Source organism: Volucribacter amazonae, assembly GCF_029783845.1.
Lineage (GTDB): Bacteria > Pseudomonadota > Gammaproteobacteria > Enterobacterales > Pasteurellaceae > Volucribacter > Volucribacter amazonae.
This window is the reverse complement of sequence record NZ_LWID01000001.1, coordinates 473997-494530: the sequence shown is the minus strand read 5'-3', so window position 1 is coordinate 494530 and position 20534 is coordinate 473997. Positions and strand designations below refer to the sequence as shown.

Below are 20534 nucleotides of genomic sequence, written 5' to 3'. Positions count from 1 at the left end.
AAAGGAAAAACACAATGACAACATTTAACAAAATCTTAAACCCAATGTATTCAACTATCGCTTCTTACTCAACCCAAGACGACGGCTCAATGAGTGCCAAATATGTCGTAGGTACAGGAAAAGATAGCAAGGGTAGTATAACCGAGTTTACGCCGATTATCAGCGAATATAAGTATATCGATCCTGAACAAGCCAAACTCATTAACGAACAGCCACTTACCGCTGATGATATTGGTAAAACGCCTAGTGAAATTATGCTAAAACGGATTTATAATTACTTAAAGGAGAGTAATCAGATTGTAGTGTAGGTTAAAGGGGGCTAATGGCTCCCTTATTTTTTATTAGTAAATAAGAGATTTTATAAGTGATCAATTGAAATAGGAAATTTAATAATGTTTGACGAGAATTTGACGTAATAGTTATAAATAACAATTAAATCTTGGTAAGATAATTAAGGAATGATATAATGAATAGGTGTTTAAGTCTTTGATTTATAAGTTAATAATAATTACATCTATTTATAAGATAGGGGTCTTGAAAACCGGCGAGGGTTTACGCCCTCCGTGAGTTCGAATCTCACTTCCTCCGCCATCAAGTTCTATTAAGTCGTAAGTAAAAGTATGAAAATCAATAACTTACGGCTTTTTTATTTTCTAAGTTTCTTATTTTAGATAACAAAATTACGATTGATCAGTCCTTAGATATTTCCAGAATATTCCTATTTTTGCATAACTTAAAAAGTAGCTTGCATTTTATAGATGAAATTGTAAAATAGCCATTCCTTTGTCTTCGCTGAACTAGAGATCGGCGAAAGATGTATGATTAACACTCTCAATTTATTAGGAGTAAAAAATGTCTCTAAGCGTAGAAAAAAAAGCAGAAATCGTTGCAGAATTTGGTCGTGACAGCAAAGATACAGGTTCTGCCCAAGTACAAATTGCGTTACTAACTGCACAAATTAACCATTTACAAGGGCATTTTGCAGAGCATAAAAAAGATCACCATGGTCGTCGTGGTTTATTACGCATGGTTTCTCGTCGTCGTAAATTATTAGATTACTTAAAACGTACTAATTTAGAACTCTATACTAGCACTATTGCTCGTTTAGGATTACGTCGTTAATTATTTTACTAAATAAAAAAAGCCCCTTAAGTGATCTGCCCCCCAAAAGTTGGACTAACTAACCAACAGATTAAGGAGCAGATTTTTTATGACAAAATATAGCCAAGACTTTAAACAACAAGTGATTGATTTCTATTTTCAGCATAACAACGAACTTGCCCACACTTGTCGCCATTTTAACCTCGCGAAAAAGGTAGTAAGATGCTGGCTCCGCTTATTTAATTATGCTGGAAAAGAGGGATTAAAAGTGCGGCAGACCCGACAGGTTTATTCTCCTGAATTTAAACTTCAGGTACTTGAACCCATTCTGCGTGGAGATTGTACCGCCGAGCAAGCGATGGTTGACTTTGGTTTGTCTAATACAGGGCTTATCAGCCAATGGTTGAAAAATTATTTAGAACAAGGTATAAACGGGCTATTGTCGAAAAAACCTCAAGGTTCAAGCAAAATGAAAACCAAATACCCCCAAATGCCACCGCCACCGAAAACCGAAGAAGAACGCTTGCGTTATCGTATTTTAGAGCTTGAGGCGGAGGTCGCCATTCTAAAAAAGTGGCAAGAGTTAAGCCAGCAAAAAATCCGGAAAAAGCCGAAATAGTTAAGGCATTACGCCAACATTTTCCTTTAGAAATCTTGCTGACCTTGACAGGATTGAAACGGAGTACATTCTTTTACCATTTGCCGCCAAAAAGCGAGAAAAATGCGGAAATCACCGAGAAAATTCTGGAAATTTACGAGGAAAATCAGGGAAATTATGGCTATCGGCGTGTTTGTGCTGAATTGCGTAAGTCTATGATGATTAATCATAAAAAAGTGCAAGCGATTATGCAGCAGTTAGGCTTAAAAGGGAAATGTGTTCAGCAAAAATACCGCTCTTATCGCGGAAAGGTGGGCGATATTGCGGACAATCTTTTGCAACAAGATTTTCAGGCGAAAGCCCCTAATGAGAAATGGGTAACCGATGTGAGCGAATTTAAGTGTAAAGAGGGCAAGCTATATTTATCACCCATAAAGGATTTATTTAATGGGGAAATTATTGCTTATGATATTTCTCGCAGTGCGAATTTTGAGCAAATTAGGCGAATGATGGGGCAAGCTATTGCCAAACTTGATGGAAGCAAGCCGATACTGCATTCCGATCAGGGTTGGCAATATCAGATGATAGGTTATCAGCGATTATTGCAAGAAAAGGGTATCCGCCAGAGTATGTCTCGGAAAGGCAATTGCCTTGATAATAGTGCGATGGAAAGTTTTTTCGGGCGGTTAAAAACGGAATGTTATTTTGGTAAGGTTTTTGAGCGTTTTGAGCAACTGGAAACGGCGTTGCATGAATATATTGCATATTACAACAATAAACGTATTCAAGCTAAATTAAACGGATTGAGCCCGGTGGCGTATAGGGTTCAGTCATTGATGAGGTAAGTCTAAGTTTTTGGGGTCAGATCATAAGGGGCTTTTTTATTATATACTTCTTGACTTTAGCCCATGAAACCCGTATTATTCCCACCGTCCTTAGACAAGGAGGAATGGTCGAGTGGTTGAAGGCACCGGTCTTGAAAACCGGCGAGGGTTTACGCCCTCCGTGAGTTCGAATCTCACTTCCTCCGCCATCAAGTTATATTAAGTCGTAAGTAAAGAGCTTTCAAATCAATAACTTACGGCTTTTTTATTTTCTGGCAGATCGAATAAATTTTCGTTTTCTGCTTGCATTTTTGAGCTGTCAAAAATAGACTTTGACGAAAACTTGACTTGATTTGCGTAGTTCAATAAATGCTCTGCGTTTAAATGGGCATATTTCTGCACCATTTCTAAGGTTTCCCAGCCACCAAGTTCTTTTAAAACCATTAGCGGCGTGCCGTTTTGAACATGCCAACTTGCCCAGGTATGCCTTAAATCATGAAAACGAAAATTGGTTATATTGGACTTATTCAAAGCCCGCTTAAAATCCTCCCTATCAATATCCGTAATTAATTTTCCTTTTCCCCGATGAAAAATGTAATTTGAGATTTTCTTCGTTTCTTTTTGCCTTAAGAAATTGATTGCTTCGTGGCTTAAAGGCAATGCCCTTGCTCGCCCTGATTTGGCAATATCGCTCGTTACAATAGCGATACTTCTTATAAAATCAATTTTATCCCAAGTAAGTATCAGGATTTCGGCCATTCTAGTCTCCTGCTTGATTTGCTCCAAAAGGTAAGCATCCAACAATAAAAAGTAATCTTAGAACCTACCGAGTTTTATAGCAGGTAATATCGTTATCATTAATATTAAACAAAGGGTAATTTTTTTAAATAAATTTACAATGAATTATCTTTATTTCGGCAGTTTATTATCACTGCCAATCTACTTAAATCCTTAGCTTTTATTCCCTAATCATCTCCAAAAACAACCGCATAATGGATAAATCAGCGGTTAATTCAGGGTGAAAAGCACAGGCGAGTTGTTTGCCTTGTTTGGCTAAGACAGGGTTGCCCTCAAATTCGGCTAAAATTTCTACCTTATCGGTATTGACGGCTTTAATGTAAGGGGCGCGAATAAATACGGCTGGAACAGGGGTTGGAAGTCCCTTTACGGTAAGATCGGTTTGAAAGCTATCCACTTGTCGCCCAAAAGCATTACGTTGTACCACAATGTCCATCAAATTAAGATGACTCGGTTCATCGCCCACCAGTTGTTTTGCCAATAGGATCATACCAGCACAAGTGCCGAAAATGCCTTTGCCCTCGTGAGCAAATTGTTGAATTGCCTCAATAAAACCATATTGACGCATTAAGCGACCAATGGCGGTACTTTCACCGCCAGGAAGGATTAAACCATCAAGTGCGGTCAGATTTTCCACTGTTTTTACCGCAATCGCATTTGCACCAAGTTGTTGAATTTGCTGTAAATGTTCACTTACAGCCCCTTGTAATGCCAATACGCCAATGCTGAGTTGTGCATTTGTTTTCATTTTACCAACCACGCTCTTGCATACGTTCATTCGCAGATAATTGTGAAATGTCTAAACCACGCATAGGTTCGCCTAATTGTTCAGATAAGCGGGCAATCAGATCATAATCTTGATAGTGGGTTGTGGCTTGTACAATGGCTTTGGCAAATTTTTCAGGGTTTTCCGCTTTGAAAATACCTGAACCGACAAATACGCCATCAGCGCCTAATTCCATCATTAATGCGGCATCAGCAGGGGTGGCAACGCCGCCTGCGGCAAAATTAACTACTGGCAATTTTCCTAATCGTTTGATTTCTAGTAGCAACTCAAAAGGCGCACCAAGATTTTTTGCTTCTGTCATTAATTCATCTAGGTTCATTGCCACCACTTTACGCACTTGGGCATTGACTTTACGCATATGGCGTACCGCCTCAACAATATTGCCTGTGCCGGGTTCACCTTTGGTACGCAACATTGATGCCCCTTCGCCAATACGGCGTAACGCCTCGCCTAAATCACGACAGCCACAGACAAATGGCACAGTAAATTCACTTTTGAGCAAGTGAAACTCTTCATCGGCTGGGGTTAATACTTCGCTTTCATCAATATAATCCACCCCCATTGCCTCAAGTACGCGTGCCTCCGTAATGTGTCCGATACGGGCTTTTGCCATAACAGGGATTGATACTGCATTCATCACTTCTTTTACAATGCGAGGATTTGCCATTCTCGCCACCCCACCTGCGGCACGAATATCAGAGGGGACACGCTCTAATGCCATTACTGCCACCGCTCCTGCAGCCTCGGCAATACGTGCTTGCTCCGCATTGACTACGTCCATAATCACGCCACCTTTTTGCATTTGTGCCATACCACGTTTTACGATGTCTGAGCCTAAAATTGTTGTCATTTGGGTTTCCTTCAGTTGAATTGAATAAATGAGTGGCTATTTTGGCTAATCTTAGGTATGGTTAAAAGGGTCAATTTTTAATAAAATAATGAGGTCAGATTATGCGGCGATTGAATTATCAACTTTATCGGCACAGTAGCACACCTTTATATGTACAGCTTTATCAGCAAATTCGCCAAGCTATTCACGCTGAACAACTTCAATTTGGCGATAAATTACCCTCTAAACGGCATTTATGCGATTATTTACAAATTAGCCAAAATACCGTTGAGAATGCCTATGCTCAATTATTGGCAGAGGGATATATTGAATCGCAGCCAAGACGGGGGTTTTTCGTATGTTTTCAATCGGAATTACAATTAGCTCGCCAACCCCCTCGTCAGAAACCAACCGCATTTCAGCCTAAAGCGAATTATCTCTATGATCTCAACCCTAATGCCATTGATACCGCACATTTTCCTTTTGCCATTTGGCAAAAATGCGGACGAGGCTTAGGGCATAAACAACAAGAACAATTATTAAGTTTAGGCGATAATCAAGGGGAATTGAGCTTGCGTAATGAGATTGCTGATTACTTACTTGCCTCAAGGGGCATTCATTGTGAGCCTGCCCAAATTGTGGTGGCGGCTGGGGTGGATAGCTGTATGCAACAGCTTATTTTGCTCTTTAATCAGCTAATGGAAAAGCCCGTTTATGCTATGGAATCTTATGGTTATACTTCAGTAAAAAAGCTGTTAGCCCTTTATCATAAACCCATAGTTACCTTGCCTTTACACCAGAATAATGAACTTGATCTCAGCCAGTTAGCCCCACAATCGGTTAATATTGCCTTTGTTACCCCCTCTCATCTTTATCCTTTTGGACAAGTGTTAAGCATTGGGCAACGGCAAAATTTGTTAGAATGGGCGGATAACGGCACGCAACGTTATATTATTGAAGATGATTATGACAGCGAGTTTCGTTACAAAGGAAAACCCATACCTGCTTTGCAAAGCCTTGATATGAATCAAAAAGTCATTTATCTTGGTTCATTTTCCAAGTTAATTATGCCAGCTTTGCGTATTGCCTTTATGGTGTTGCCCAAATCCTTATTGCCTGCTTACCAGCAATATTGTGGCTTTCTTCATTCTTCCGTTTCACGTTTTGAACAACAACGGCTAGCAAAATTTATGGCGCAAGGCTATTTTGAACAACATATTCAGCGTATGCGTAAGCGTTATCGCAAAAAAATGGAATTATTATGCCAATTATTAACCCCTTACCGCCAATACTTACGCTATTATGGCGAACATTCAGGTTTTTATTTATTGATTGAAGTATTAAATAGCCTTTATGATGTAAATGAATTAACCCAACGAGCAAAAGCAGTAGGGATTTTGGTCTATCCCATTAATTATCCGAATAAATGTTTATTATCCCTTGGTTTCGCAAATCTCAACGAAAATCAGTTAAGTAACGCTGTTGGTTTATTGTGTTTGCAGTGGGGGTTAAGGGATAAGTGTTTATAGAAAGAACAGTAAAAAATACCCAAAAACTCATCACACTTTTATAGATCTGGCAACAAAGCGTTTTGAGATCAAGCAAATGATATGTTGAAAAGTGATTAAGAACTACAAAATATTGAGCCTAATGCTTACTTTTTAGTACGTATTCATCTAATTTCCAAATTTTTATTAAATATCGCAAACGTTTGCTTAAAAGTGCGGTATAATTTTTCAAAATTTTTTAATACAGGTAAACACAATGACAGAAATTAGCTTAAAAAAAATTTATTCAGGTAAAGTGCGAGATCTTTATGAAATCGATCAGCATAGAATGTTAATGGTTGCAACCGATCGTTTATCGGCATTTGATGTGATTTTGCCCGATCCAATCCCGGGCAAAGGGGAAATTTTGACGCAAATTTCCAATTTTTGGTTTAAGAAATTAGCCCATATTATGCCAAATCATTTCACAGGCGAAACAGTGTTTGATGTTTTGCCTGCTGAGCAAGCGGAACAATTACAATATCGTGCGGTGTTGTGTAAGCGTTTAACGCCGATCAAAATTGAGTCTATTGTGCGTGGTTATTTGACGGGCAGTGGCTTAAAGGATTATCAAAAAACAGGCACAATTTGTGGGCTTGCTTTACCTGAAGGGCTGGTTGAGGCGAGTAAATTACCAGAGCCTATTTTTACCCCTTCAAGTAAAGCGGAGGTGGGCGATCACGACATTAATATTAGCTTTGCTCAATGCCAACAAGCAATCGGTAAAGAACTGGCAGAACAAGTCAAGGAAAAAGCCATTGCGTTATATACTGAAGCTGCAAGATATGCTTTGAGCAAGGGCATTATTATTTGTGATACCAAGTTTGAATTTGGGCTAGATGAAAACGGGGTCTTAACTTTAATGGACGAAGTGTTAACGCCAGATTCAAGCCGTTTTTGGTCAGTGGAAACCTATCAAGAGGGGACAAACCCACCGTCTTTTGATAAACAATTTATTCGTGATTGGTTAGCCCAAAGCGGTTGGAATAAACAACCGCCTGCGCCAACCGTGCCAGCTGAAATTATTGAAAAAACTGTTGCAAAATATCAAGAAGCATTAGATTTATTAACCAAATAATGCTTATTTTTAACTTAAGTGATTTTCCCGCCCTTTGTTTTATCAAAGGGCGGTCATTTTTTGGATTATTTCTGTTAATTTTTTGTTAAGCAAACGATTGCTTATACCTTATTTTCAAGTATAATCCGCCACTTAAATTTCATTTTAATCTAAGGAAAAACATGAACCATTTATTATATTCCGTTGAAGATAAACCACCATTCGGCTTGAGTTTATTATTAGCAGCACAGCATTTATTAGCCGCATTAGGCGGCATTATTGCCGTTCCTTTGGTAATCGGTAATGTATTAAAATTGCCTGTGGAAGATACCATAGTGTTAGTAAATGCCGCTTTGTTAATTTCAGGGGTGGTAACCATTGTACAATGTAAAGGGATTGGGCCTATTGGTATTCGTTTGCCTAGCGTGATGGGAACGAGTTTTACCTTTGTAGCCGCGGCATTAGCCATTGGTTTTAGTGAATATGGCGTGGCTGGCATTATGGGCGCATCGCTTGCGGGATCGGTGGTAATGATTATCGGCAGTTTCTTTATGCCTTATATTCGTAAACTTTTCCCACCTGTGGTAACAGGTACAGTGGTAATGATGATCGGTTTAAGTTTGATCCCTGTGGCGGTAGACTGGTTCGCAGGTGGGCAACGTGGCGATAGTCATTATGCGACCCCTGAAAATTTAATGATGGCGACCTTTGTATTGGTTATCGTAGTGGCATTGGTACAATGGGGGAAAGGCATTTTTTCTGCCGCCGCTATCGTGATTGGTATGATGACTGGCTATATTGTTGCTTTAGCATTAGGCTGGGTGGATTTTACGGGTGTTAAAGAGGCGCAAGTTTTTGCCGTACCTCAACCTTTGCATTTTGGTTTAGCCTTTCCCATTTCAGGCATTATTGGTATGAGCATTGCTTATTTGGTTACCATTGTGGAATCCAGTGGCAACTTCTTAGCCTTAGGTAATGCCACCCAAACAGAGATTACCGGCAAACATTTACGAGGCGGAGTATTATGTGATGGATTAGGCTCTGCTTTGGCGGCTTTGATGTCCACCACGCCATTTTCTTCTTTCTCACAAAATATCGGTGTGATTTCACTCACAGGCGTAGCAAGCCGTTATGTGGTGGCATTAACAGGGGCATTATTAGTGTTAGCAGGTTTGTTCCCTGTTTTTGGAGCATTGATTGTGTCTATTCCATTACCCGTATTAGGTGGTGCAGGATTAATGATGTTCGCTATGATTATCGCCGCTGGGATACAAATGCTAGATAATGTTGAACGTAGCCGCCGTAATGGCTTAATTATCGCCATTTCTATTGGCTGTGGCTTAGCGGTAACCACACGCCCTGAATTATTAGATAAATTACCGAGCTTTTTCAAAGAAGTGTTTGGTTCAGGTATTACAGTGGGATCATTACTGGCATTGGTATTGAATTTAGTTTTACCCCAAGATAAAAAAGCCTAATTGTTTTATCCATTTATAAAAAGTGAAAGTCGTGAGCAAAATGCCACGACTTTTTGTTATAATATGCCCTTTAATTTTATTTCATAGAAGGACGTAATATGGAAACCATGCCAACCTGCCCAGTTTGTCAAGGGCAATATGTTTATCACGATAGTATTCATTTTGTTTGCCCTGATTGTGCACACGAATGGGCAGAGAATGAAAATGTTAGCCAAGAGCAAGAGAGGGTTTATAAGGACAGTAATGGCAATCTCTTGCAGGACGGTGATTCGGTGATTTTAATTAAGGATCTCAAAGTAAAAGGCTCTTCTATTGTGTTGAAAAAAGGGACAAAAGCGAAAAATATCCGCCTTGTGGACGCTGATCACGATGTTGATTGTAAAATTGATGGGCAAAGTTTTTCATTAAAATCGGAATTTTTGAAAAAAGCATAAAAAATTTTGGCAAAATAGACCGCACTTTTAACATAATGATAGGAATAAGTTACGATGCTCAAGCAAGTTTCTGACAATTTATTAGCACCGAGCCAGTTGTCGGTGCAGGATTTTCCACAGGTTTTTGATATTCTTTTACAGCGTAATGTTGATTATGCTGATCTCTATTTTCAATTAAGCCAAGATGAAAGTTGGGTTTTAGAGGACGGTATTATCAAAGAAGGGGGCTTTCATATTGATCGTGGGGTTGGTGTGCGAGCCATTAGTGGCGAGAAAACGGGCTTTGCTTATTCTGATCAAATTAATCTAACAAGTTTACAACAATGTGCCAATGCCATTAAAGGGATTGCTCAATCGGCACAAACTCAAGCCATGGCTTTGCGTGATTTTGCGCTAACACAAGCACCGCTACGCTATGCTGCCATTAACCCTTTAGCCATGGAAAAAGAGCAGAAAATTGAGATTTTGCGTTTAGTGGATCGTATTGCTCGTGCGGAAGATCCGAGAGTAACGCAAGTTTCAGCCAGTTTAACAGCATTATATGAAGAAGTGTTAGTGGCAGTCACAGACGGCACTTTAGCCGCAGATATTCGCCCATTAGTGCGTTTGTCGGTATCGGTTTTGGTGGAACAAGACGGCAAGCGTGAGCGTGGTGGGGCTGGTGTTGGTGGACGAGTAAGCCTAGATTGGTTTTTACAACCTTACTTAGGCGAAATCAGAGCGGTCTATTTCGCTAAAGAAGCAGTGCGTCAAGCCTTAGTGAATTTATCGGCAGTGGCTGCCCCCGCTGGGTTAATGCCAGTGGTACTTGCCGCAGGTTGGCCGGGCGTGTTATTACACGAGGCAGTAGGACATGGCTTAGAGGGTGATTTTAATCGTAAACAAAGTTCGTTGTTTGCAGGAAAAATCGGCGAGCTGGTAACTTCGCCATTATGTACCATTGTTGATGACGGTACTTTGCCTGATCGACGTGGATCTTTAACCATTGATGATGAAGGCGTGCCGAGCCAATGTAATGTACTGATTAAAGAGGGTATATTGCAAGGCTATTTACAGGACAAAATGAATGCCCGTTTAATGGGAGTAAAGCCTACTGGCAATGGACGGCGTGAGTCTTATGCTCATTTACCGATGCCAAGAATGACCAATACTTATATGCTTGCAGGACAAAGCAAATTTGATGATTTAATTCATTCAGTGGATTATGGAATTTATGCACCGCATTTTGGCGGTGGGCAAGTGGATATTACTTCGGGAAAATTTGTATTTTCTGCCTCTGAAGCCTATTTAATTGAAAAGGGAAAAATTACCAAACCTGTTAAAGGCGCAACCTTAATCGGCAGTGGTATTGAGGTTATGCAAAATATTTCTATGGTAGCGGATCAGGCTGAATTAGACCATGGCATAGGTGTCTGCGGCAAAGAGGGACAAAGTGTGCCTGTTGGTGTAGGACAACCTGCCCTTAAAATAGATAAAATGACGGTTGGTGGGACGGATTAAAAGTTGAATGATGACGTTTTATAAGGTTTTATTTTTGAAAGAACTATATTTTTCCCGTTTTGCTTACTTTCTTTGCTTGCACAAAGAAAGTAAGCAAAGAAATGCCCCCTAGAAAAATTCTGATCCTGTGTTTCAACTTGAACTATCACGCCACATTTCTGAACTCGCCTTGCTCCGCAAGGCTCAAACAGCAGAAATGTGCCTATGGTTCTAAGTTTTACACAGAGAATTTTTAAGGGGGCATGATCGGAAATATTGAGATTATTGGAAAATTTTTCTAAAATTGACCGCACTTTAATTCAGTAATAAAGAAAATAATGCGCCCTTATCCCCTTAAAAGCCCCAGCCTAAACTTAGAACGATAGAAAAAATACCCTAAAACAAAGCATTACGTCTATATATTCCAACTAAGCAAACGTTTACTTACCTCTTAACTTTGATTAGAATAAGCTCTTTCTTATGACTTAAGGGGCTATTATGTCAACGCCAACTGATCAAACAAACACATCTTTTTTAGAAAAACATTTTTTATTAAAACAACGTGGCTCTCACTTACGCCAAGAGATTATTGCTGGATTAACCACCTTTTTGGCGATGGTTTATTCTGTGATTGTAGTGCCTAATATGCTAGGGGCTGCGGGATTTCCACCTGAATCGGTGTTTATTGCTACCTGTTTAGTGGCAGGTTTGGGCTCAATTTTAATTGGGCTTTGGGCAAATACCCCAATGGCAATTGGTTGTGCGATTTCTTTAACCGCCTTTACTGCTTTTAGTTTAGTGATTGGGCAACAAGTTTCTGTACCTGTGGCATTAGGGGCGGTATTTCTTATGGGGGTAGTCTTTACCTTGATTTCCGCAACAGGTATTCGTGCGTGGATTTTACGCAATTTACCCATAAGTATTGCTCATGGTGCAGGGATTGGTATTGGTTTATTTTTATTATTAATTGCCACCAATGGCGTTGGGCTAGTGGTAAGTAATCAAGCGGGTTTACCTGTTCAATTAGGCGATTTTACTTCGTTTCCTGTGCTAATGTCGTTATTAGGCTTAGCGGCGATTATTGGCTTGGAAAAATTACAAATTAAAGGGGCGATTTTATGGGTGATTATTGCTATTACCTTAATTGGATTATGCTTTGATCCTAATGTAAATTTTAATGGCGAAGTGTTTAAAGCCCCAACTTTTGGCGAACAATCCTTATTTTTGCAACTGGATATTATGGGGGCATTACAACCTGCCATTTTACCTGTGGTATTTGCGTTAGTAATGACCGCTGTATTTGATGCCACTGGTACTATTCGTGCCGTTGCTGGACAGGCAAATTTAATTGATAAAGAGGGACAAATTATTAATGGAGGGAAAGCCTTAACCTCTGATTCTGTGAGTAGTTTAATGTCAGGGGTATTAGGCACTTCACCTGCTGCGGTTTATATTGAATCCGCCGCAGGGACAGCCGCTGGCGGTAAAACAGGGATTACAGCCATTGTAGTGGGGGTACTGTTTCTTTTAATGCTATTTTTTCAACCTTTAGCTTTTCTTGTACCGGGCTATGCCACCGCACCTGCGTTAATGTATGTGGGATTATTAATGTTAAGCAACGTGAGCAAACTGGATTTTAATGATTTTGTCGGTGCAATGAGCGGCTTGATTTGTGCGGTATTTATTGTGCTTACCGCAAATATTGTAACGGGCATTATGCTAGGTTTTGCTAGCCTTGTCATTGGGCGTTTAATCAGTGGCGAAATCGCAAAATTAAATGTAGGAACGGTAATTATTGCGATTGTGTTGGTTGCTTTTTATGCGGGTGGCTGGGCAATTTAATAAAGGTATAGTCGTCCCCTTTAAATTGAAACGACTATATTATTTTAAAGTGCAATAACTATAAATAACAGCGAGTTTTATAATACTCGCTGTTAGTGATTGCTAGTGTAACCGTATTAATTAGCTTGTTTTACTTCTTCTAACCATTTCTTAACAATACGTTGCCCTTCTTCGCTTGAACCAAATTTGTTAAAGTCAAAATCAATCAGTTGCAATTTACTTGGATCAATAGAATTTGGCGAAACTTTCGCATTGATATTGGCAGGAATTTGATAAGCCCCAGCTTCACGCCAAGGTAATTCTTGAGCTTCTACGTCTAACGCCCAATCTACAAATAATTTGGCATTATCAAGATTTCTCGCACTTTTGATAATACTCAGCCCACCTAAGGCATAACCATCGCCCTCACAAGGCAATACACTAACAATAGGTGCGCCTTTATCTTTTTCTATTTGATAATCGTGTAAATAGCCAATAGCTATAGCGGTTTCACCACGGGCAAGGCTATTGGTTACCATACCACTTTTGCCATAATAAGGAATATTATTATTTAATTGTTTGAGGTAATCAAAGGCTTGCTCTTCGCCCCAAAGTTGAATTAGGGTGGCGATAAAATTATAACTTGTGCCAGATACTTGAGGATCAGGCAATAAAACTTCCCCTTTTAATTTCGGATCAAGTAAATCACGCCAACATTGTGGATATTGATTTTGTTCAATGCCGAGTTTAGCCATTTTTTCTGTATTAATCCCCATTGCTAATATCAGCATATACATAACGGAAGTATAATCGCCATATTGTGCCATTAAGGTATTAAATTGTGGCATAATTTGCGTTTGTAACGGCGAACGATAAGCCTCAAGTAACCCCAGATCGGCGGCTTGTAGATGAGGTTCAATAGTGCCACCAAGCCAAACATCCGCTTGTGGGTTGTTTTGCTCAGCTTTAATTCGGCTTAAAATAGCCCCTGTTCCATTTCTAATAAATTTGCTATCAATTTGGTATTTTTCTGAAAAGGTTTTTAATAATTTTTCGCAAGCCTCTTGTTGCAAGGTACAATAGACGGTTAATTTTCCTTTAGCTATTGCCAGATTGCTGGTAAATAAAAGGCTTGAGGCTAAGGCTAACGCCGTTACTAGCGGTTTGATGGTGTTTTTCATTAATTGATTCCTGTGTTTGATTGTCATTTTTATCTATTTGGTAATAACAATTTTATTGAGTAAGAATGTTATAAAATTGTTATTACTAGAGTATAAGCAAAATGAGGTGTAAGTAAACCCATTATTGATGAAATATAGCCGTTCCACTTTAAATATAATACAGCGAGACACGCCAATGTTGTATTATTTTAAAGTGGTGCGATTATATTCAAGCTCTCAAACAAAAGTGCGGTCAATTTTGCAAAAATTTTTTTGCCCCAATTAACCGCTTTTCCTACTTATTAGCCAGAATTACCGCCCTTTTCGGCGCAGGGTAGCCCTCTATGGTTTTGCTATGATCCTGTGGATCAAGGAAGTCAATAAGGCTTTCATTTTCTAACCATTCCGTTTTGCGTTGTTCGGCGAGAGAGGTGGTGGCAACGTCAACACAACGAATATTGCGAAAACCGCATTTGGCAAGCCATTGAATTAAAGCAGGCACAGAGGGAATAAAATACACATTTTTCATTTTGGCATAGCGATCTATCGGCACTAATACATCATTTTGTCCGCCGTCAATCACTAGGGTTTCCAATACTAATTCACCATTTTTTACCAGTTGATTTCTTAATTGACTAAGATGATCGAGGGGGGATTTACGATGATATAACACCCCCATAGAAAACACCGTATCAAAGGCAGCTAGTGGTTGCATTTGCTCAATACCAAGCGGAATAAGATTGGCTCGCCGATCATTGTTAAGCAATTTACGCACCGCTTCAAATTGGCAAAGAAAAAGTTCGGTGGGATCTATGCCAACCACCATACTTGCCCCCTCGCCGATCATTCGCCACATATGATAACCACTACCACAGCCTACATCTAAAATAAGCCGATCCTGTAATGGGGCAAGGTGTGGTAATACTCGTTGCCATTTGAAATCTGAACGCCATTCACAATCAATATGGATACCATAAAGATGATAAGGTCCTTTACGCCAAGGCATAAGTTGCTTGAGGTGGTGGATAATACGTTGTTGTTCCCCTTGGTTGAGGGCAAGTTGGCGTTCTGCTTTTACCGCATTTTTTAGATCAATATTATCTGCGGTGAGTGGAGGCAAATGTGCAATAATTTTACACCATTTAGCATAGTCGCCATGGGTTTGTTGTTGCCATTGTTTGAGTTGGGCTGGCAGGGTTTCTAACCAAGCCGAGAGTGGCGAGGTGGCAATTTGCTGATAAAAAGGACGAAAATCAATCATAGTATGTTGTGTTATTCAAGGATTATTTTATTGCAATCATTGAGCCAAAATTAAAGCATTGAAACCAGCTTTCTATATGGCTAAAACCGATTTGGGCAAGGCGTTGTTTATGTAATTCAATGGGATCAGGACGCATAACGTTTTCTAACGCACTGCGTTTTTGGCTAACTTCTAATTCACTGTAACCATTGGCACGTTTAAATTGATGATGAAGATCAATCAGTAACTCATTAATTTTTTGATCTTGAAATTGGAATTTTTCCGATAACACCAAAACCCCCCCTTGATTTAAGCCTTGATAGATTTTTTCTAGCAGGTTAAGGCGATCCTGTGGCGGTAAAAATTGTAGGGTAAAGTTCAAGATCACCATTGAGGCATTTTCAATGGGGATATCACGAATATCCGCACAAAGAATTTGCACAGGAATATTGCTGTGATAAGCGGAAATTTGTTGGCGACAACGTTCTACCATAGGGGCGGAATTATCTACTCCAATAATTTTAGCCTGTTCATGGCGAATATGCCGTCTTACCGCCAATGTTGCCGCCCCTCTGGAACAGCCAAGATCATAGACTTGGCTTTGTGGCGTAACGAAACTGGCTGCCAACATACCAATGGCAGTAATAATATTGCTGTACCCTGGGACGGAACGCTGGATCATATCGGGAAAGACTTCGGCAACGGATTCGTCAAAGGTAAAATCGCCAAGGCGTTCAATGGGGGCGGCAAATAAGGTATCTTTGTTCATAAAACAGCTGAATTTAATCTAAAAAGTGCGGTCATTTTAGAAGATGTTTTTTAATTACACAAATAAATTTAATCTGTTTGAAATATCCGTTATAATCCCCCAATTATTTTTTGTGAAAAAAGTGAAAGGATTGGAATATGATGCGAACAGAATATTGTGGGGCGTTAAAGCGTGCTGATATTGGCAAACAAGTAACCTTGAGTGGTTGGGTACATCGCCGCCGTGATTTAGGTGGCTTGATTTTTATTGATATGCGTGATGTGAAAGGCATTGTACAAGTTTGCTTTGATCCTAAATATCCACAAGCATTAACTGCCGCCGCAGGATTACGCAATGAATATTGTATTCAAATCCAAGGGGAAGTGATTGCTCGTCCTGATAACCAAATTAATCCTAATATGGCCACAGGCGAAGTGGAAGTATTGGCTCACCAGTTGCATATTTATAATGCTGCGGAGGTGTTGCCATTGGATTTTAATCAGAATAATAGTGAAGAACAGCGTTTAAAATACCGTTATTTAGATTTACGCCGTCCTGAAATGGCGGAGCGGTTAAAGACCCGTGCCAAAATTACCAGTTTTGTCCGCCGTTTTATGGACGACAATGGTTTCTTGGATATGGAAACCCCAATGCTGACTAAAGCAACGCCAGAGGGGGCAAGGGATTATCTTGTGCCAAGTCGGGTGCATAAAGGCAAGTTTTATGCTTTACCCCAATCGCCACAGCTATTTAAGCAATTATTAATGATGTCAGGCTTTGATCGTTATTATCAAATTGTCAAATGTTTTCGTGATGAAGATTTGCGTGCCGATCGTCAGCCTGAATTTACCCAAATTGATGTGGAAACCTCTTTTTTAACGGCAGAACAAGTACGAGAGATTATGGAAAAAATGATCCACGATCTTTGGCAGGCGATTTTAAAGGTGGATCTGGGTAAATTCCCTGTGATGACGTGGCAAGAAGCGATGCAACGCTATGGTTCAGATAAGCCAGATTTAAGAAATCCGTTAGAAATTGTTGATGTGGCAGATTTGGTTAAACAAGTGGAATTTAAGGTATTTAATGCCCCAGCTAATGATCCTAATGGACGTGTGGCAGTTATTCGTGTGCCAAATGGGGCGAGCATTACCCGTAAACAAATTGATGAATATACTCAATTTGTGGGGATTTATGGGGCGAAAGGCTTGGCGTGGTTAAAAGTCAATGAGCGAGCGGCAGGCTTAGCTGGTATTCAAAGTCCAGTGGCGAAATTTTTAAGCGAAGAAATTATTTCACAAATTTTAGACCGCACTTCCGCACAAGATGGCGATATTTTATTCTTTGGGGCAGATAAATGGCAGGTTGCCACTGATGCGTTAGGGGCATTACGTTTGAAATTAGGGCGTGATCTTGGTTTAACACAGCTTGAGCAATGGTGTCCATTATGGGTGATTGATTTCCCTATGTTTGAGCGTGATGAAGAGGGCAATTTAGCCGCAATGCACCACCCATTTACTTCGCCAAAAGCTTTTACCCCAGAGCAATTAGAAGCCGAACCGACTCAAGCTGTCGCCAATGCTTATGATATGGTGATTAATGGTTATGAAGTGGGCGGTGGCTCGGTGCGGATTTTTGATCCGATTATGCAACAAACGGTTTTCCGTATTTTAGGCATTGATGAACAGGAACAACGTGAAAAATTTGGTTTCTTACTTGATGCGTTAAAATTTGGTACGCCACCGCACGCAGGATTGGCTTTTGGGCTTGATCGCTTAACAATGTTATTAACAGGTACAGATAATATTCGTGATGTGATCGCTTTCCCGAAAACCACCGCCGCCGCTTGTTTGATGACGGAAGCACCAAGCGTAGCCAATCCACAAGCCTTGGCAGAACTTGCCATTCAGGTTAAAACAGAAAAACAATAAGTCAATGAATTAGGATAAGTGCAATGCTAAGAAAGTTCTTAGCTTGCACGCTTTTATAAGCAATGAGTGAGAATTTTAAAAATCCTAAATCGGTGCTGGTGGTTGTTTATGCCGTTTCTACGGGCAAGGTATTAATGTTGCAACGCAAAGATGATCCTGATTTTTGGCAATCGGTATCAGGTAGCATTGAAACAGGCGAAACCGCTTGGCAGGCGGCACAACGTGAGGTTTGGGAAGAAATTGGCTTAACCGCAACAGGCTTAATTGATTGTCAGCAAAGCGTAGAATTTGAAATTTTTGCACAATTTCGGTATAAATACGCACCTCATATTACCCATTGTTTAGAACATTGGTTTTTATTACCACTGGCACAAGAAAGTGCGGTTAAATTAACGGAACATTTGTCTTACCAATGGTTAGCCCCTCAAGTGGCGGCGAAACTAACCAAATCTTGGAATAATGGTAAGGCGATTGAACAACTGCTTTCGCCAAACAGTAAAACTGTTTAGCGAGAAGAATATAAATTATTTGAGATAAAGAGGAATGTTATTATGGCAGGTCATAGTAAGTGGGCAAATATTAAACATCGTAAAGCCGCACAAGATGCTCAACGAGGCAAAATTTTTACTAAATTAATTCGTGAATTGGTTACAGCAGCAAAATTAGGGGGAGGCGATGTTTCCGCTAACCCACGCTTGCGTACCGCTGTGGATAAAGCCTTATCCAGTAATATGACAAGAGATACCATTAATCGTGCTATTGAGCGTGGTGTAGGCGGTGGCGATGACACCAATATGGAAACACGTGTTTATGAGGGCTATGGACCAGGCGGTACAGCGGTAATGGTGGAATGTTTAAGTGATAATGCTAACCGTACCATTTCGCAAGTACGTCCAAGTTTTACCAAATGTGGCGGTAACTTAGGTACTGAGGGTTCAGTAGGCTATTTATTTAGCAAAAAAGGCTTAATTTTAATCGCCAACGCCGATGAAGATAGCTTAACGGAAGCGGCGATTGAAGCCGGGGCTGACGATATTCAACCGCAAGAAGATGGTAGCTTTGAAATTTACACCGCTTGGGAAGATTTGGGCGAGGTGCGTGATGCCATTCAAGCAGCTGGCTTTAAAATTGAGTCAGCAGATGTTACAATGATCCCCTCTACGACAGTAGAACTTGATGCGGAAACCGCACCAAAGTTACTTCGCTTAATTGATATGCTAGAAGATTGTGATGACGTACAAAATGTTTATCACAATGGCGAAATTAGCGAAGAAGTGGCAGCCTTGCTGTAAAATAATCATTCATAATAACAAGGAGTAATGATGAAATTAACAAAATTTGTACCTGTATTATTGGCTTCAGCCGTATTAGCCGCTTGTGCTCAAGATCCAGTGAAAGTGATCGAAAAAGCCGATGAACAAGGGGTAAATAAAGTGGTAGCTTATAATTGTGGTGCTGATAATAACACTTCTATGGTGGTAACTTATTCTTTTGTTGGCGAGAATGCAAAAACAGCAAAAGTGTTATTAAATAATCAAGCAATTCAAGATACCTTTGTGCGTAACCCAAAAAATGACGATTTTGCTCAATTTGTTACCGTAGCAGGGGATTATACTTTAAATATTGATAGCGGTTTATCTGCGACTAATTATGCGACTATTCCAGCGATTATGTTGTTTAATAATACCGCTAAAGCGGACAACATTTTAGCGAAAAATTGTAAAATTGATGTGAGTGTTACGGCACAATTAAATCAATAATAAAATAAGACTAATATAAGCGAGCTAAGGCTCGCTTATTTATATAGTCGTTCCACTTTAAAATAATACTGTGTTGGCACACCTCATCATACGCTTTGTTCTGTCTTCAGCCTGCCGCCTGTCTTATTTTAAATTGAAACGACTATATTTTGTATGAAAATGGAATAAGTATGAGCATTATTCTAGGTATTGATCCGGGGTCAAGAATAACGGGCTACGGTGTAATCCGACAACAGAAAAACCAGCTACTTTATTTAGGCAGTGGCGTTATTCGTACCCAAGCAGAGGATTTACCCACCAGATTAAAACGCATTTATGCAGGCGTTAGCGAAATCATTACCCAATTTCAACCCGATTGTTTTGCTATTGAACAGGTATTTATGGCGAAAAATGCCGATTCCGCCCTAAAACTTGGGCAAGCTCGTGGCACTGCTATTGTGGCAGCGGTTAATCATCAACTGCCAGTTTTTGAATATGCCGCTCGTTTAGTCAAACAAACTGTGGTAGGAATAGGCTCGGCAGATAAAGTACAAGTTCAACATATGGTTAGCAAAATTCTCAACTTAACAAGTTGCCCACAAGCGGACGCTGCCGATGCCTTAGCTATCGCCATTACTCACGCCAATACCACTCAACATTCGCTGTCTATTTCTCAAGCTTTAACCAATACCAAAACACAAGATAATATGACCGCACTATTAAAAACCCGATATAGCCGAGGGCGGTTTAGGTTGAAATCCTAAAATTTTTGCTAAAATTTATGATTTTTCATTGACAACCGCATAAATTTTAGGTATTTCTAAGCACATTCTGTTTTTAATTAAAAAATAATGTAAAAATGCACCGCACTTTTATCCGTACCACCACCATTATTATGATGACCATTATTATTAGTGGGGCGGGCTAGTGCGTAAAACCATATTCACGAAACCCGCATAATCAATG

The 20534-nt window shown here is 39.9% G+C and carries 19 protein-coding genes, 1 tRNA gene and 1 pseudogene; 15 read left to right on the top strand and 6 right to left on the bottom strand.

The window, feature by feature from the left end; translation table 11 throughout:
* Nucleotides 1–14: 14 nt before the first annotated feature.
* From A6A20_RS02470 to A6A20_RS02455, 4 genes are all read left to right on the top strand, one after another.
* Complete coding sequence (locus A6A20_RS02470; RefSeq protein WP_279571981.1) at nucleotides 15–308, top strand: hypothetical protein; 294 nt, start codon at nucleotides 15–17, stop codon at nucleotides 306–308.
* Between the two features lie 544 nt (nucleotides 309–852).
* Nucleotides 853–1122 carry a 30S ribosomal protein S15 gene (rpsO, locus tag A6A20_RS02465; RefSeq protein ID WP_279571980.1) on the top strand — a complete coding sequence of 90 codons (270 nt, stop codon included), beginning with the start codon at nucleotides 853–855 and terminating at the stop codon, nucleotides 1120–1122.
* An 88-nt stretch (nucleotides 1123–1210) separates the two neighbouring features.
* Nucleotides 1211–2544 (top strand): IS3 family transposase gene (locus A6A20_RS02460; protein WP_279571979.1). Its coding sequence is split into 2 segments (ribosomal slippage): nucleotides 1211–1667 and nucleotides 1667–2544, totalling 1335 coding nucleotides; the frame shifts between segments, so codons are not numbered across the junction.
* A 98-nt stretch (nucleotides 2545–2642) separates the two neighbouring features.
* Nucleotides 2643–2732 (top strand) — tRNA-Ser (locus A6A20_RS02455).
* A 37-nt stretch (nucleotides 2733–2769) separates the two neighbouring features.
* Here the strand turns inward: A6A20_RS02455 and A6A20_RS02450 are convergent.
* The 3 genes and pseudogenes from A6A20_RS02450 to pdxS form a co-directional block, all read right to left on the bottom strand.
* Nucleotides 2770–3285 (bottom strand): annotated as a pseudogene (locus A6A20_RS02450) (site-specific integrase); the annotation flags it as partial.
* A gap of 196 nt (nucleotides 3286–3481) precedes the next feature.
* A complete protein-coding gene (pdxT, locus tag A6A20_RS02445) occupies nucleotides 3482–4069 on the bottom strand; it encodes a pyridoxal 5'-phosphate synthase glutaminase subunit PdxT (RefSeq protein WP_279571978.1) in 588 nt (195 codons plus the stop codon).
* A 1-nt stretch (nucleotide 4070) separates the two neighbouring features.
* Nucleotides 4071–4958: a pyridoxal 5'-phosphate synthase lyase subunit PdxS gene (gene pdxS / locus A6A20_RS02440; protein WP_279571977.1), complete on the bottom strand. Its 888-nt coding sequence runs from the start codon at nucleotides 4956–4958 to the stop codon at nucleotides 4071–4073.
* A 101-nt stretch (nucleotides 4959–5059) separates the two neighbouring features.
* On the opposite strand from pdxS, the gene pdxR reads away from it, so the two are divergent.
* The 6 genes from pdxR (at nucleotide 5060) to A6A20_RS02410 (ending at nucleotide 12774) form a co-directional block, all read left to right on the top strand.
* Entirely contained in the window at nucleotides 5060–6466 is a 1407-nt protein-coding gene (gene pdxR, locus A6A20_RS02435) for a MocR-like pyridoxine biosynthesis transcription factor PdxR (RefSeq protein ID WP_279571976.1), read from the top strand.
* A 235-nt stretch (nucleotides 6467–6701) separates the two neighbouring features.
* Nucleotides 6702–7562 carry a phosphoribosylaminoimidazolesuccinocarboxamide synthase gene (locus A6A20_RS02430; protein WP_279571975.1) on the top strand — a complete coding sequence of 287 codons (861 nt, stop codon included), beginning with the start codon at nucleotides 6702–6704 and terminating at the stop codon, nucleotides 7560–7562.
* A 161-nt stretch (nucleotides 7563–7723) separates the two neighbouring features.
* Nucleotides 7724–9019, top strand: a complete 1296-nt coding sequence (locus tag A6A20_RS02425; RefSeq protein WP_279571974.1) for a nucleobase:cation symporter-2 family protein — start codon at nucleotides 7724–7726, stop codon at nucleotides 9017–9019.
* 98 nt (nucleotides 9020–9117) lie between these two features.
* The gene (locus tag A6A20_RS02420; RefSeq protein ID WP_279571973.1) at nucleotides 9118–9453 is read left to right on the top strand and encodes a zinc ribbon domain-containing protein YjdM; all 336 of its coding nucleotides are present in this window, start codon (nucleotides 9118–9120) and stop codon (nucleotides 9451–9453) included.
* A gap of 54 nt (nucleotides 9454–9507) precedes the next feature.
* Complete coding sequence (gene tldD / locus A6A20_RS02415; protein WP_279571972.1) at nucleotides 9508–10953, top strand: metalloprotease TldD; 1446 nt, start codon at nucleotides 9508–9510, stop codon at nucleotides 10951–10953.
* Nucleotides 10954–11430: 477 nt separating this feature from the next.
* Entirely contained in the window at nucleotides 11431–12774 is a 1344-nt protein-coding gene (locus A6A20_RS02410) for an NCS2 family permease (protein WP_279571971.1), read from the top strand.
* 116 nt (nucleotides 12775–12890) lie between these two features.
* Here the strand turns inward: A6A20_RS02410 and A6A20_RS02405 are convergent, their stop codons facing one another.
* From A6A20_RS02405 to cmoA, 3 genes are all read right to left on the bottom strand, one after another.
* Complete coding sequence (locus A6A20_RS02405; RefSeq protein WP_279571970.1) at nucleotides 12891–13934, bottom strand: ABC transporter substrate-binding protein; 1044 nt, start codon at nucleotides 13932–13934, stop codon at nucleotides 12891–12893.
* Between the two features lie 274 nt (nucleotides 13935–14208).
* On the bottom strand, nucleotides 14209–15174 hold the full coding sequence (cmoB, locus tag A6A20_RS02400) for a tRNA 5-methoxyuridine(34)/uridine 5-oxyacetic acid(34) synthase CmoB (RefSeq protein WP_279571969.1): 966 nt from the start codon (nucleotides 15172–15174) through the stop codon (nucleotides 14209–14211).
* Between the two features lie 22 nt (nucleotides 15175–15196).
* Nucleotides 15197–15922, bottom strand: a complete 726-nt coding sequence (gene cmoA / locus A6A20_RS02395) for a carboxy-S-adenosyl-L-methionine synthase CmoA (RefSeq protein WP_279571968.1) — start codon at nucleotides 15920–15922, stop codon at nucleotides 15197–15199.
* Between the two features lie 137 nt (nucleotides 15923–16059).
* Here cmoA and aspS point away from each other — a divergent pair, with 137 nt between their 5' ends.
* From aspS to ruvC, 5 genes are all read left to right on the top strand, one after another.
* Entirely contained in the window at nucleotides 16060–17829 is a 1770-nt protein-coding gene (aspS, locus tag A6A20_RS02390) for an aspartate--tRNA ligase (RefSeq protein WP_279571967.1), read from the top strand.
* A gap of 62 nt (nucleotides 17830–17891) precedes the next feature.
* The gene (gene nudB, locus A6A20_RS02385; RefSeq protein WP_279571966.1) at nucleotides 17892–18338 is read left to right on the top strand and encodes a dihydroneopterin triphosphate diphosphatase; all 447 of its coding nucleotides are present in this window, start codon (nucleotides 17892–17894) and stop codon (nucleotides 18336–18338) included.
* Nucleotides 18339–18380: 42 nt separating this feature from the next.
* Nucleotides 18381–19121: a YebC/PmpR family DNA-binding transcriptional regulator gene (locus A6A20_RS02380; RefSeq protein WP_279571965.1), complete on the top strand. Its 741-nt coding sequence runs from the start codon at nucleotides 18381–18383 to the stop codon at nucleotides 19119–19121.
* Between the two features lie 30 nt (nucleotides 19122–19151).
* Nucleotides 19152–19589, top strand: coding sequence for a hypothetical protein (locus A6A20_RS02375; RefSeq protein WP_279571964.1), 438 nt, complete (start codon nucleotides 19152–19154; stop codon nucleotides 19587–19589).
* Nucleotides 19590–19759: 170 nt separating this feature from the next.
* Complete coding sequence (gene ruvC / locus A6A20_RS02370) at nucleotides 19760–20332, top strand: crossover junction endodeoxyribonuclease RuvC (RefSeq protein ID WP_279571963.1); 573 nt, start codon at nucleotides 19760–19762, stop codon at nucleotides 20330–20332.
* The last annotated feature ends 202 nt before the right edge of the window (nucleotides 20333–20534 follow it).

Excerpts from the sequence above, each read along its gene's own strand:
- A6A20_RS02470 (WP_279571981.1), top strand. The coding sequence starts at position 15 with ATGACAACATTTAACAAAATCTTAAACCCAATGTATTCAACTATCGCT.
- rpsO (WP_279571980.1), top strand. The coding sequence starts at position 853 with ATGTCTCTAAGCGTAGAAAAAAAAGCAGAAATCGTTGCAGAATTTGGT.
- pdxT (WP_279571978.1), bottom strand. The coding sequence starts at position 4,069 with ATGAAAACAAATGCACAACTCAGCATTGGCGTATTGGCATTACAAGGG.
- pdxS (WP_279571977.1), bottom strand. The coding sequence starts at position 4,958 with ATGACAACAATTTTAGGCTCAGACATCGTAAAACGTGGTATGGCACAA.
- pdxR (WP_279571976.1), top strand. The coding sequence starts at position 5,060 with ATGCGGCGATTGAATTATCAACTTTATCGGCACAGTAGCACACCTTTA.
- A6A20_RS02430 (WP_279571975.1), top strand. The coding sequence starts at position 6,702 with ATGACAGAAATTAGCTTAAAAAAAATTTATTCAGGTAAAGTGCGAGAT.
- A6A20_RS02425 (WP_279571974.1), top strand. The coding sequence starts at position 7,724 with ATGAACCATTTATTATATTCCGTTGAAGATAAACCACCATTCGGCTTG.
- A6A20_RS02420 (WP_279571973.1), top strand. The coding sequence starts at position 9,118 with ATGGAAACCATGCCAACCTGCCCAGTTTGTCAAGGGCAATATGTTTAT.
- tldD (WP_279571972.1), top strand. The coding sequence starts at position 9,508 with ATGCTCAAGCAAGTTTCTGACAATTTATTAGCACCGAGCCAGTTGTCG.
- A6A20_RS02410 (WP_279571971.1), top strand. The coding sequence starts at position 11,431 with ATGTCAACGCCAACTGATCAAACAAACACATCTTTTTTAGAAAAACAT.
- A6A20_RS02405 (WP_279571970.1), bottom strand. The coding sequence starts at position 13,934 with ATGAAAAACACCATCAAACCGCTAGTAACGGCGTTAGCCTTAGCCTCA.
- cmoB (WP_279571969.1), bottom strand. The coding sequence starts at position 15,174 with ATGATTGATTTTCGTCCTTTTTATCAGCAAATTGCCACCTCGCCACTC.
- cmoA (WP_279571968.1), bottom strand. The coding sequence starts at position 15,922 with ATGAACAAAGATACCTTATTTGCCGCCCCCATTGAACGCCTTGGCGAT.
- aspS (WP_279571967.1), top strand. The coding sequence starts at position 16,060 with ATGATGCGAACAGAATATTGTGGGGCGTTAAAGCGTGCTGATATTGGC.
- nudB (WP_279571966.1), top strand. The coding sequence starts at position 17,892 with ATGAGTGAGAATTTTAAAAATCCTAAATCGGTGCTGGTGGTTGTTTAT.
- A6A20_RS02380 (WP_279571965.1), top strand. The coding sequence starts at position 18,381 with ATGGCAGGTCATAGTAAGTGGGCAAATATTAAACATCGTAAAGCCGCA.
- A6A20_RS02375 (WP_279571964.1), top strand. The coding sequence starts at position 19,152 with ATGAAATTAACAAAATTTGTACCTGTATTATTGGCTTCAGCCGTATTA.
- ruvC (WP_279571963.1), top strand. The coding sequence starts at position 19,760 with ATGAGCATTATTCTAGGTATTGATCCGGGGTCAAGAATAACGGGCTAC.